The organism is Pseudomonas sp. Gutcm_11s, from assembly GCF_028649395.1.
Lineage (GTDB): Bacteria > Pseudomonadota > Gammaproteobacteria > Pseudomonadales > Pseudomonadaceae > Aquipseudomonas.
The window spans coordinates 463,015-475,575 of record NZ_JAQSUW010000016.1; the positions used below are offsets into that span (position 1 = coordinate 463,015).

The 12,561-nt window shown below is 66.5% G+C and carries 10 protein-coding genes; 8 read left to right on the plus strand and 2 right to left on the minus strand.

All coding sequences use genetic code 11. From position 1 onward, the window contains the following. Positions 1 to 97: 97 nt before the first annotated feature. The 5 genes from PTT45_RS18415 to PTT45_RS18435 all read left to right on the plus strand — a co-directional run bounded on the left by PTT45_RS18415 (position 98) and on the right by PTT45_RS18435 (position 5,212). On the plus strand, positions 98 to 1,117 hold the full coding sequence (locus PTT45_RS18415) for an extracellular solute-binding protein (RefSeq protein ID WP_443218209.1): 1,020 nt from the start codon (positions 98 to 100) through the stop codon (positions 1,115 to 1,117). A 1-nt stretch (position 1,118) separates the two neighbouring features. Continuing rightward, complete coding sequence (locus PTT45_RS18420) at positions 1,119 to 2,696, plus strand: ABC transporter permease (protein ID WP_273815246.1); 1,578 nt, start codon at positions 1,119 to 1,121, stop codon at positions 2,694 to 2,696. 132 nt (positions 2,697 to 2,828) lie between these two features. After that, positions 2,829 to 4,199: a multicopper oxidase family protein gene (locus tag PTT45_RS18425; RefSeq protein WP_273815247.1), complete on the plus strand. Its 1,371-nt coding sequence runs from the start codon at positions 2,829 to 2,831 to the stop codon at positions 4,197 to 4,199. Beyond that, complete coding sequence (tadA, locus tag PTT45_RS18430) at positions 4,199 to 4,675, plus strand: tRNA adenosine(34) deaminase TadA (RefSeq protein ID WP_273815248.1); 477 nt, start codon at positions 4,199 to 4,201, stop codon at positions 4,673 to 4,675. The genes PTT45_RS18425 and tadA overlap by 1 nt, the downstream gene beginning before the upstream one ends. A 69-nt stretch (positions 4,676 to 4,744) precedes the next feature. Continuing rightward, entirely contained in the window at positions 4,745 to 5,212 is a 468-nt protein-coding gene (locus PTT45_RS18435; RefSeq protein WP_273815250.1) for a hypothetical protein, read from the plus strand. Here PTT45_RS18435 and mltF read toward each other — a convergent pair whose 3' ends face one another. After that, positions 5,213 to 6,685: a membrane-bound lytic murein transglycosylase MltF gene (gene mltF, locus PTT45_RS18440; RefSeq protein WP_273815251.1), complete on the minus strand. Its 1,473-nt coding sequence runs from the start codon at positions 6,683 to 6,685 to the stop codon at positions 5,213 to 5,215. Between the two features lie 146 nt (positions 6,686 to 6,831). On the opposite strand from mltF, the gene purL reads away from it, so the two are divergent. The 3 genes from purL (at position 6,832) to PTT45_RS18455 (ending at position 11,532) form a co-directional block, all read left to right on the plus strand. Continuing rightward, positions 6,832 to 10,728, plus strand: coding sequence for a phosphoribosylformylglycinamidine synthase (gene purL, locus PTT45_RS18445; RefSeq protein ID WP_273815252.1), 3,897 nt, complete (start codon positions 6,832 to 6,834; stop codon positions 10,726 to 10,728). A gap of 48 nt (positions 10,729 to 10,776) precedes the next feature. Beyond that, the gene (locus PTT45_RS18450; protein ID WP_273815254.1) at positions 10,777 to 11,040 is read left to right on the plus strand and encodes a CDGSH iron-sulfur domain-containing protein; all 264 of its coding nucleotides are present in this window, start codon (positions 10,777 to 10,779) and stop codon (positions 11,038 to 11,040) included. 174 nt (positions 11,041 to 11,214) lie between these two features. Then, positions 11,215 to 11,532, plus strand: a complete 318-nt coding sequence (locus PTT45_RS18455) for a YqfO family protein (protein ID WP_273815255.1) — start codon at positions 11,215 to 11,217, stop codon at positions 11,530 to 11,532. Between the two features lie 59 nt (positions 11,533 to 11,591). On the opposite strand, the gene PTT45_RS18460 is transcribed toward PTT45_RS18455, so the two are convergent. After that, on the minus strand, positions 11,592 to 12,561 hold a 970-nt coding region (locus tag PTT45_RS18460; protein ID WP_273815256.1), incomplete at its 5' end, for an alpha/beta hydrolase.

Here is a 12,561-nt window from a genome sequence, read left to right on the forward strand (position 1 = left end):
GTGGCTGCGCGATCTGTCGCAGCCATTTCTTGAGAATCAGATGCAATTGGTCCGTATAATCGTCCCGGTAACTGTTTGTTTCAGAGGAAAGTGGCTTATGTCGGCACATCGAGTAACCGGGTTGGCGCGCGCTATCGGCGCCGCCGTTCTGTCCTGCGGCATGCTGTTCGCCAGTGGCGCGCGCGCCGACGACCCGGTGACCCTGACCCTCTACAACGGCCAGCACGAGGCCACCGGCAAGGCGGTGGCGGCGGCCTTCGAGAAGAAGACCGGGATCAAGGTGCTGATCCGCAAGGGCGGTGGCGGCCAGCTGGCCAACCAGATCGCCGAGGAAGGCGAGCGTTCGCCGGCCGACCTGATCTACACCGAGGAAGCGCCGCCGCTGGTCAAGCTGGCCAGCCAGGGCCTGCTGGCCCAGGTCGACCCGGCGACCCTCGCGCAGATCGACCCCAAGCTGTCGGATGACCAGGGTCGCTGGCTGGGCATCACCACCCGCGTGCGGGTGCTCGCCTACAACCCGGAGCTGGTCAGCGAGGCCGAGCTGCCGAAGAGCGTGCTGGAAGTGGCCGAGCCTGAGTGGGACGGCAAGATCGCCTTCGTTCCCAGCAGCGGCGAGTTCGTCGGCCAGACGGCCGCTGTGATCCGCCTCAACGGCCGCGAAGCCGCCGAGGAGTGGCTGGTCGGGCTCAAGGCGTTCGGTTCCACCTACACCAACAACGTCATCGCCATGAAGGCGGTGGAGAACGGTGAGGTCGGTGCGGCGCTGATCAACAGCTACTACTGGATGGCGCTCAAGCGCGAGAAGGGCGAGCTGAAGTCCAAGCTGCACTACTTCGCCGACGGCGATGCCGGCGGCCTGGCCAGCGTCTCCGGCGCGGCAGTGGTGAAGTCGACCAAGCATCCCAAGGAAGCCCAGCAGTTCCTCGCTTTCATGATCAGCGAGGAAGGGCAGAAGGTGGTGCTGAGCAAGTCGCCGGAATACCCGGTGAACAAGGCCGTGGCCGCCGACCCGCTGCTCAAGCCGTTCGACCAGCTCAAGCCGCCGGCCATTACCGCTTCCGAGATCGGCCTGGCCGAGGACGCCCTGGACCTGCAGCGCGAAGCCGGGATGAACTGATATGCAGGTGGATGTGCTCGAGCAGGAGCTGCCGGCGCCGCTGCATGTCGGCAGCCGTCGGCGCAAGGCGCCGCCGCTGTGGCTGCAGCTGCCGGTGCTGGCGTTGCTGCTGGTTGCCGCGTTGCCGCTGTTCTACGTGGTGGCGCGCACCGCTCAGGCCGGCTGGCACGAGGCCTGGCACCTGCTCTGGCGTCCCTTCGTGTTCGGCCTGCTGGCCAACACCATGAAGCTGATGGTGCTGGTTACCCTGGGTTGCGCGGTGATCGGCATGGCGCTGGCCTGGCTGGTCGAGCGCAGCGACCTGCGCTGGCGCCGGCAGTGGAACGTGCTGCTGTGCCTGCCGTTCGCTATTCCGTCTTTCGTCGCCGGCTTCACCTGGATTTCCATCGGCCCGATGTTCGAGGGCCTGGGCGGTACCGTGCTGGTGATGGTGCTGTCGAAATATCCGCTGGTGTACCTGCCGGTGGCCGCCACCCTGCGCAGCCTAGACCCGGCGTTGGAAGAGTCGGCGCGCATGCTCGGCTACAACCGCCGGCAGATCTTCTGGAAGGTGACCCTGCCGCTGGTGCGCCCGGTGCTGATGGCCACCAGCCTGCTGGTGGCGGTGCACATGCTGGTGGAGTTCGGCGCGCCGTCGATCATGCGCTACCAGACCTTCACCACGGCGATCTACCAGCAGTTCGAGCTGGAGTTCTCCAACACCAATGCGGCCATGCTCTCGGCGCTGTTGCTGGGCCTGTGCCTGCTAATGCTATGGGGCGAGTTCCGCCTGCGTGGCCGCGGCTATGCGCGCACCGGCCAGGGCGTGGCACGCCAGGCGCCGCGTGTGCGCCTGGGCGCCTGGGGCTGGCCGCTGCAGGCGCTGCTGCTGGCGCTGGTGGCGGTGGGCTGCGGCACGCCCCTGACCATGCTCGGCTTCTGGATCGTTGACGGCAGCTCGGCCAGTTTCCCGGTGGCCGATATCCTCTCCGCCCTGTGGTCGTCGCTGTCGCTGTCCTTCGGTGGCGCGTTGCTCAGCTGCCTGCTGGCGCTGCCGGTGTGCCTGGTGGTGGTGCGCTACTACGGGCGCATGGCCTGGCTGGCCGACCGCCTGCCATACCTGCTGCACGCGCTGCCGGGCCTGGTGATCGCGCTGTCGCTGGTGTTCTTCGCCCTAGGCTACGTGCCGGCGCTGTACCAGACCACCCTTTTGCTGCTGGTGTGCTACGCGCTGCTGTTCATGCCGATGGCCCAGGGCTCGATCCGCACGGCGCTGGAGAAGGCCTCGCCGCAGCTGGAGGAGGCCGCACGCACCCTTGGTCACACGCCGCTGGCGACCTTCTTCAAGGTCACCCTGCCGATCATCTTCCCGGCCATCGGCGCCGGTTTCGTGCTGGTGTTCCTCGACTGCATGAAGGAGCTGACCGCCACGCTGATCCTCGGCCCGACCGGCCTGGACACCCTGGCCACGGCCGTGTGGTCGCACACCGGCAACCTCGAATATGCCGCGGCGGCGCCCTATGCCGCGCTGCTGGTGCTGGTGTCCGGCCTGCCGGTGTATCTGCTGACCACCCGCGCCTATGCGCGGCGCGGTGCCTGACAAACGGTGCGACGAATTGTCCGCCGCCGCGGCCGGCCCGACGCGCTATCGTGCGCGCCGGGGCAGTGCCCGCAGAGGCGCGCCGCCCACCTGATTAGCGCCCGTGCCGTTTCCGCTTCAGGAGCCTGAATCATGAGCTTCACCCGCAGACAAGTTCTCGCCGGCCTCGCCGGTCTCGGTGTGGTCGGCCTCGGTGCCGGTGGCGTGCGCTACTGGCTGGGCCGCCCGGAGAACGTCGCGACCCACGACTACGAGCTGATCGCCGCGCCGCTGCAGCTGGAGCTGGTGCCGGGGCACCAGACCCCGGCCTGGGCCTATGGCGGCCAGGCGCCAGGCCTGGAGCTGCGCTGCCGCCAGGGCGAGCGCCTGCGCGTGCGCTTCATCAACAAGCTGGATGTCGACACCACCATCCACTGGCACGGCATCCGCCTGCCGCTGGACATGGACGGCGTGCCCTATGTCTCGCAGCTGCCGGTCAAGCCCGGCGAGTACTTCGACTACAACTTCATCTGCCCGGATGCCGGCAGCTACTGGTATCACCCGCATACCGCCAGCGCCGAGCAGCTCGGCCGCGGCCTGGTGGGCCCGCTGATCGTCGAGGAGCGTGAGCCCACCGGTTTCCGCCACGAGCGCACGCTGAGCTTGAAGACCTGGCACATCGACGAGGAGGGCGCCTTCACCGACTTCCTGGTGCCACGCCAGGCCGCGCGCGAGGGCACTCGCGGGCGCCTGTCGACGATCAACGGCACGCCGAATCCGACCCTGGAACTGCCGACCGGCCAGGTGGTGCGCCTGCGCCTGATCAACGTCGACAACACCATCACCTACCGCCTCAACCTGCCGGGTAGCGAGGCGCGCATCTACGCGCTGGACGGCAACCCGATCGAGCCGCGGCCGCTGGGCAAGGACTACTGGCTGGGCCCGGGCATGCGCATTGACCTTGCGCTGAAGGTGCCGGCGGCGGGGCAGGAGCTGCCGCTGCGCAACGGACCACTGCGCCTGGCGACGATCAAAAGCGTGGCCAGCGCTGAGGTCGCCGGCGACTGGCCGCCGGCGCTGCCGGCCAACCCGGTGGCCGAGCCGGATCTGTCGCGGGCCGAGACCCTGCGCTTCAACTTCGAGTGGGCGGCGGCGCTGTCCGGCGACGTGAGCAAGGGCGGCAGCTACAAGTACTGGCAGATCAACGGCCAGGCCTGGGACATCACCGACAAGACCTGCGCCGACCGCCCCATCGCCAGCCTGAAGAAGGACGGCCACTACATCTTCGTGCTGCGCAACATGGCCCAGTACCAGCACCCCATTCACCTGCACGGCATGAGCTTCAAGGTGCTGGACTCCGACCGCAGGCAGATCACCCCGTATTTCACCGACACCTACCTGCTGGGCAAGAACGAGACGGCGCGCATCGCCTTCGTCGCCGATAATCCCGGGGTATGGATGTTCCACTGCCATGTGATCGATCACATGGAGACCGGCCTGATGGCCGCCATCGAGGTGGTCTGATGCGCCAACCTAAGATCATCGACCGCAGTCAGGACGAGCGCTTCATGCGCGAGGCTCTGGCCCTGGCCGCCGAAGGCGCGCAGCGTGGCGAGGTGCCGGTGGGCGCGTTGCTGGTGCAGGATGGTGAGGTGATAGGCCGTGGCTTCAACTGCCCGATCTCGACCAGCGACCCCAGCGCCCACGCCGAGATGGTGGCGATCCGCGCCGCCGCCGCCGCGCTGCAGAACTACCGCCTGCCGGGCAGCACGCTGTACGTGACGCTGGAACCCTGCAGCATGTGCGCCGGGTTGATCGTGCATTCGCGCGTCAGTCGGGTGGTCTACGGCACCGCCGAGCCCAAGGCCGGCGTGGCGATCAGCCGTGGACAGTTCTTCGAGCAGAGCTTCCTCAACCATCGCGTGCTGATCGAGGGCGGCCTGCTGGCGGAGGAGTGCAGCGAGATGCTCAGCGCCTTCTTCAAGGCGCGCCGCGCCTAGCCGGATTCTTCTTTCGGCGCCGCCCTGCTGTTAGGCTGCGGCGCATCGTGACTATCGGAGAGTGTGCCTGTGAAACAGGGATTGTTGTTGTCGCTGCTGTTGCTCGGGCCTGCTGTACAGGCTGAGCAGGACAAGGTGTACCTGCTGGCGACCGCTGGGCTCAGCGCCAGCACCATGGCGCAGACAGTGTTCCTCCACGAGCCTGATATCACCGACCTGGCGGGCTGCCAGGAGGCATTGCGCCAGGGCCAGCGCGATGGCGACTGGCTGAAGTACCACCACATCCTGCGCAAGGACAAGATGAAGGGCTTCACCGTGCAGATGCAGTACCGCTGCGTGACCAGTGCGCAGGAGATCGAGCCCTGGTACGAGCGCTCGCGCTATGACCATGCCTATCTGGTCGGGGTCGACGAGGCATCGCGTCTGAATGTGCAGCCGATGGACACTATGGCGGCCTGCATGGGCGTGTATCGCAGCCTGTCCGCCGAGCAGCAGGCGAGCAAGCACTGCACCAAGGGTAATCAGCGGGTGCGCTGATCAGAGCTGGCTCGGCTCGTCCTTGGGGATGGTCTTGTCCACGCCAGGTACGTGCAGGGCGCTCTCGGCGACGCGGCTGCCTTCCAGCTGCGGCTGGGTCACCCAGTTGAGAATGTCGTAGTAGCGGCGCACGTTGCGCACGAAGTGCACGGTCTCGCCGCCACGGGCGTAGCCGTAGCGGGTCTTGCTATACCAGCGCTTCTGCGACAGGCGCGGCAGCATCTTCTGTACATCCAGCCACTTGTTCGGGTCGAGGCCTTCGGCCTGGGCCATCTTGCGTGCGTCCGACAGGTGGGCGATGCCGATGTTGTAGGCGGCGAGGGCGAACCAGGTGCGGTCCGGCTCGCTCATGTCCTCGGTCAGGCCGCTGTGCACCAGGGTGAAGTACTTGGCGCCGCCGGCGATGCTCTGCTTCGGGTCCAGGCGATTGACCACGCCCATGGCCTGGGCGGTGTTCTGGGTCAGCATCATCAGGCCGCGCACGCCGGTCTTCGAGGTGGCGTCGGCGGTCCACAGCGATTCCTGGTAGCCGATGGCGGCCAGCAGGCGCCAATCCACCTTGTGCTTCTCGGCGGACTTCTTGAAGTGCTGCTCATAGCGCGGCAGGCGTTGCTGCAGGTGCTTGGCGAAGGTGTAGGCGCCTACGTAACCGAGTACGTCGACGTGGCCGTAGTAGCGCTCCTTGAGGCGCTGCAGGCTGCCGTTCTCCCCGACCAGGTTGAGGAAGTGGTTGGCCTCACGCAGCAGGCTGTCGTCCTCGCCGGCGGCCACCGCCCAGCCCAGGCTGCGCGGCTCGCCCAGGTCGAAGGCGACGCGTACGTTGGGGAAATACACCTGATTCATCGCCAGTTCGTTGGAGTCGACCAGGGTCAGGTCGACCTGGCCCTCGTCGACCATGCGCAGCAGGTCGACCACCTCGACGTCGGAAGACTCTTCGTACTGCAGCTCGGGCAGGGTCTTCTTCAGTTCGGCCAGCTGTTCGGCATGGCTGCTGCCCTTGAGCACCAGAATGCGCCGGCCGATCAGCTCCTCGGGGCGGCTGGGGCGGCGCTGGCCGTCGCGGTAGATGATCTGCGGGGTGACATCCAGATAGGCGCGGGAGAAGTTGGCCTGGGCCTTGCGCCCGTCGCTGGCGACCAGGCCGGCAGCGGCCAGCACCGGGCCGCCCGGCTGGTTGAGGCGGGCGAACAGGTCATCGAGGTTGTCGGCGGTCTCGACCTTCAGCTCGACGCCCAGGTTATCGGCGAAGCGCTTGACCAGTTCGTACTCGAAGCCGGTCTCGCCGTTGCGATCCTGGAAATAGGTAGTCGGGCTGTTGCGGGTGACCACGCGTAGCACACCCTCCTCTTGCACGCGCTCGAGAGTACTGGGCTGCTTGGCGGCAGAGCCATCGCAACCCGCGAGCAGCAGAAGGATAGAGGTCGCCAACAAGCCGGCGGTCGTGCGGATGCGCAACGCAATGTGGGCAAACATCGGCGCAGTATACGCAAAGCCCAACGGGTGCCATATCTCGACAGTATTACGGCGCTCTGCTAGATGCCGCCGAGGGTGCCGTCGGCGGGCGCTTTAGGCTAGAATGCACGGCCTCTAAGCACACCCCTTCCCAGAGGCTGTTCACGATGTTGATCCTGCGCGGCACGCCCGCTCTTTCCGCCTTCCGCCACGGCAAACTGCTTTCGCAACTGACCACCAAGGTCCCCGCCGTGACCGGGCTGTACGCCGAGTTCGCCCACTTCGCCGAAGTGACCGGCCTGCTCGACGCCAGCGAAGAGCAGGTACTGGCCCGGCTGCTGAAGTACGGCCCGAGCGTACCGGTGCAGGAGCCCAGCGGTCAGCTGTTCCTGGTCATCCCGCGCTTCGGCACCATCTCGCCCTGGTCGAGCAAGGCCACCGACATCGCCCGCAACTGCGGCCTGGCCAAGATCGAGCGCCTCGAGCGCGGCATTGCCTACTATGTGGCCGGCGAGCTGTCCGCCGCCGACCGCCAGGCCGTCGCCGCCGTACTGCATGACCGCATGACCCAGCTGGTGCTGGGCGCTCTGGAAGAGGCCGCCGGCCTGTTCAACCACGCCGAACCCAAGCCGCTGACCGCGGTGGACGTGCTCGGCGGTGGCCGCGCCGCTCTGGAGCAGGCCAACGTGCAGCTGGGCCTGGCCCTGGCCGACGATGAGATCGACTACCTGGTGAAGAACTTCACCGAGATGGGCCGCAACCCGCACGACGTCGAACTGATGATGTTCGCCCAGGCCAACTCCGAGCACTGCCGCCACAAGATCTTCAATGCCAGCTGGGACATCGATGGCGAGAGCCAGGACAAGTCGCTGTTCGGCATGATCAAGAACACCTACCAGATGCACAGCGACGGCGTGCTGTCCGCCTACAAGGACAACGCCTCGGTCATCGTCGGCCACCAGGCCGGGCGCTTCTTCCCCAATCCGGCTACCCGCGAGTACGGTGCGACCGTCGAGCCGGTGCACATCCTGATGAAGGTGGAAACCCACAACCACCCGACCGCCATCGCCCCGTTCCCCGGTGCCTCCACCGGCTCCGGCGGCGAGATCCGCGACGAAGGCGCCACCGGTCGTGGTGCCAAGCCCAAGGCCGGCCTGAACGGTTTCACCGTATCGAACCTGAACATCCCCGGTTTCGTGCAGCCCTGGGAGAAGCCCTACGGCAAGCCCGAGCGCATCGTCACCGCGCTGGACATCATGATCGAGGGCCCGCTGGGCGGCGCCGCGTTCAACAACGAATTCGGTCGCCCCGCGCTGAACGGCTACTTCCGTACCTTCGAGCAGGCGGTGCAGAGCCCGCGTGGCGAGGAAGTGCGCGGCTACCACAAGCCGATCATGCTCGCCGGCGGCCTCGGCAACATCCGTGAAGACCATGTGCAGAAGGGCGAGATCTCGGTCGGCGCCAAGCTGATCGTGCTCGGCGGCCCGGCCATGCTCATCGGCCTGGGCGGCGGCGCCGCTTCCTCTATGGCCACCGGTGCCAGCTCCGCCGACCTGGATTTCGCCTCGGTACAGCGCGACAACCCGGAAATGGAGCGTCGTTGCCAGGAAGTGATCGACCGCTGCTGGCAGCTGGGCGATGCGAACCCGATCAAGTTCATCCACGACGTGGGTGCCGGCGGTATCTCCAACGCCCTGCCGGAGCTGATCAACGACGGCGGCCGTGGCGGTCGCTTCGAACTGCGCGCCGTGCCGAACGACGAGCCGGGCATGGCCCCGCACGAAATCTGGTGCAACGAGTCGCAGGAACGCTACGTGATGTCGGTCGACGCCGCCGACTTCGAGCGCTTCAAGGCCATCTGCGAGCGCGAGCGCTGCCCGTTCGCCGTGGTCGGCGAGGCCATTGCCGAGCCGCACCTGACCGTGTCCGACAGCCACTTCGGAAACAAACCGGTGGACATGCCCCTGGAAGTGCTGCTCGGCAAGCCGCCGCGCATGCACCGCAGCGTGGCCCGCGAGGCGGAGCAGGGCGATGACTTCGATGCTGCCCGCGTCGACATCGACGACGCGGTGAACCGCGTGCTGCGTCACCCGGCCGTGGCCAGCAAGAGCTTCCTGATCACCATCGGCGACCGCACCATCACCGGCCTGGTCAACCGCGACCAGATGGTCGGCCCGTGGCAGGTTCCGGTGGCCGACTGCGCCGTCACCGCCACCAGCTTCGACGTCTATACCGGTGAGGCCATGGCCATGGGCGAGCGTACCCCGCTGGCCCTGCTGGATGCGCCGGCGTCGGGCCGCATGGCGGTCGGCGAGACCATCACCAACCTGGCTGCCGCGAGCATCGAGAAGATTTCCGACATCAAGCTGTCGGCCAACTGGATGGCTGCCGCCGGCCACCCAGGTGAAGACGCCCGCCTGTACGACACCGTGAAAGCGGTCGGCATGGAACTGTGCCCGGCGCTGGGTATCACCATCCCGGTGGGCAAGGACTCCATGTCCATGAAGACCCGCTGGCAGGACGAGGGCGTCGACAAGAGCGTGACCTCGCCGCTGTCGCTGGTGATCTCCGGCTTCGCTCCGGTGCAGGACGTGCGCAAGTCGCTGACCCCGCAGCTGCGTCTGGACAAGGGCGAGACCGACCTGATCCTGGTCGACCTCGGCCGCGGGCAGAACCGCATGGGCGGCTCGATCCTGGCTCAGACCTACGCCCAGCTCGGCCAGAGCGTGCCGGACGTCGACGATGCCGAAGACCTCAAGGCCTTCTTCGCCGTGATCCAGGGCCTCAACGCCGACGGTCACATCCTGTCCTACCACGATCGTTCCGACGGTGGCCTGCTGACCACCGCGCTGGAAATGGCCTTCGCCGGCCACTGCGGCCTCAACCTGTTCCTCGACGGCCTGGCCGATGATGCTTCCGAGCTGGCCGCCGTGCTGTTCAACGAAGAGCTCGGTGCGGTGATCCAGGTACGCCAGGACGCCACCCCGGAAATCCTCGCCCAGTTCAGCGCCGCCGGCCTCGGCGATTGCGTGGCGGTGATCGGCCAGCCGATCAACGGCAGCGACGTGGCCATCAGCTTCAATGGCGAGCCGGTGTTCGGCGGCCAGCGCCGCCTGCTGCAGCGCCAGTGGGCCGAGACCAGCTACCAGATCCAGCGCCTGCGCGACAACGCCGACTGCGCCGACCAGGAGTTCGACCTGATCCTCGACGAGGACAATCCGGGCCTGTCGACCAAGCTGTCGTTCGACGTCAACCAGGACATCGCCGCGCCCTACATCAAGAAGGGTGTGCGTCCGCAAGTGGCGATCCTGCGCGAGCAGGGCGTCAACGGCCAGGTCGAGATGGCCGCGGCCTTCGACCGCGCCGGCTTCAGCGCGATTGACGTGCACATGAGCGACATCCTCGCCGGTCGCATCAGCCTGGAAGACTTCAAGGGCCTGGTGGCCTGCGGTGGCTTCTCCTACGGTGACGTGCTCGGCGCCGGTGAAGGCTGGGCCAAGTCGGTGCTGTTCAACAGTCGTGCCCGCGATGGCTTCCAGGCCTTCTTCGAGCGCAAGGACAGCTTCGCCCTCGGCGTGTGCAACGGCTGCCAGATGATGAGCAACCTGCATGAGCTGATCCCGGGTACCGAGTTCTGGCCGCACTTCGTGCGCAACCGCTCGGAGCAGTTCGAGGCGCGCGTGGCCATGGTCCAGGTGCAGGAGTCGGCGTCGATCTTCCTGCAGGGCATGGCCGGTTCGCGCATGCCGATCGCCATCGCCCACGGCGAAGGCCATGCCGAGTTCGAGAGCGAGGAGGCGCTGCTGGAGTCGGATCTGTCCGGCACCGTGGCCCTGCGTTTCATCGACACCCATGGCAAGGTCACCGAGACCTACCCGGCCAACCCGAACGGTTCGCCGCGTGGCATCACCGGTCTGTGCAGCCGCGACGGCCGCGTGACCATCATGATGCCGCACCCGGAGCGGGTGTTCCGCGCCGTGCAGAATTCCTGGCGCCCGGACGAGTGGCAGGAAGACGCCGGCTGGATGCGCATGTTCCGCAACGCGCGCGTCTGGGTCGACTGATGGCTGCGCCCCTCTCCCGCGCGGGGGAGGGGCACGCCGTGCGGCGTGATGGCCGACGATCCGATCCTTCCCGAAGTCCGCCAGGTCTCTCCCGGCGAGACGCATCTGCTGTGCCGCTGCGGACGTTCTTCCGCACTTCCCGATTGCTCATCCAACTGCACCGATGGTCTGCTCCTGCAGCCCGTTCGTCAGCAGTTCGTGCTGCTGTGCCGCTGTGGTTTGTCCGCTCGCATGCCCTATTGCGACGGTAGCCACAACCCGCCTGCGGTAGGCCTCAAGGCGCGCTGGCAGCGCTTCTCCAAGGGTGATTAAGCCGCTTCGTTTTATGGCTAAAGGCTCTAGCCGGTCATGGGACGAATCGCTGGCGCCGTACTCCAAGCACAAGTCACGAGCTAGGCCGTGTAACAGGGTTGAGGCAAAATGCCATTATCTCCCTGGCAGTGCGGCCTGCGTGTCGCTGTATTCGTCGAAGCTCGGAGGGGCTGGATGTACAAATTCTGTTTCTATGTACCGGCAAGTCATCTGGATGAAGTAAAGGCCGCGGTCTTCGCGGCGGGTGCAGGACGCATTGGACAGTACGACAGCTGCTGCTGGCAGACTCTGGGCAAGGGCCAGTTCCGCGCCCTGGCCGGAAGCACTCCATTTCTCGGTCAGCTCGAGCGCATCGAGGAAGTGGAGGAGTGGAAGGTGGAGCTGGTGGTGGCCGATGAGCTGATCCACGACACGGTCAAGGCCATGAAGAAGGCTCACCCCTACGAGACGCCGGCCTTCGATGTATGGCGCCTGTCCGATCTGCAGTTTTAATGAACTGCCCATGAAAAAGCCCCGGCCAATGACCGGGGCTTTTGTTTTGTACCTGCGGATTATTTCTGCAGGTGCTGCTTCAGCTCGGCGCCAGCCTGACGCATGGCAGCTTGCACGGCCGGGACATGGGCCAGCGGGTTGAGCAGGCCGTAGTCGTGGATCATGCCGTTGTAGCGCACCGCGGTGACGGTGACGCCGGCCGCGTCCAGCTTGCGCGCATAGGCCTCGCCCTCGTCACGTAGCACGTCGAACTCGGCGGTCTGGATCAGCGTCGGCGGCAAGCCTTTCAGCTGCTCGGTCGTGGCCTGCAGTGGCGAGGCGAAGCGCTCGGCGCGCTGCTTCGGGTCGGTGGTGTAGCTGTCCCAGAACCACTGCATCATTGGCTTGGTCAGGAAGTGGCCTTGAGCGAACTGGTTGTAGGACGCCGTCTCGAAGCTGGCATCGGTTACCGGCCACAGCAGCAGCTGGAAGCTCAGCTTGGGCACGCCAGCCTCTTTCGCCTTGAGCGCAACGACTGCGGCCATATTGCCGCCGACGCTGTTGCCGGCCACGGCTAGGCGCGAGCTGTCGACCTGGATGTCCTTGCCGTGCTCACCGACCCACTTGGTCGCGGCGTAGGCCTGGTCGATGGCGGTCGGGTACTTGGCTTCCGGCGACGGGGTGTAGCCGACGTAGACGGCTACCGCGCCGGAGTTAACCACTAGGTCGCGGATCAGACGGGCATGGGTCGGGTAGTCGCCGAGCACCCAGCCGCCACCGTGGAAGAACATGAATACCGGCAGCTCACCCTTCACGCCTTCGGGGCGAACGATGGTCAGCGGGATCGACTGGCCGCCAGCCTGGATGGTCTTCTCCGACACGCTCACGCCGGACAGGTCGACCTTGACCGAGGCCTGGGCGCCGACCAGCACGGCACGGGCGTCTTTCGGGCTGAGGGCTTCCAGTGGCTTGCCGCCACCGGCTTCCAGGGCCTGGAGGAAGGCCTGGGTGTTGTGTTCCACGCCGGGGCTGCCGGCGGCGAAGGCTTGG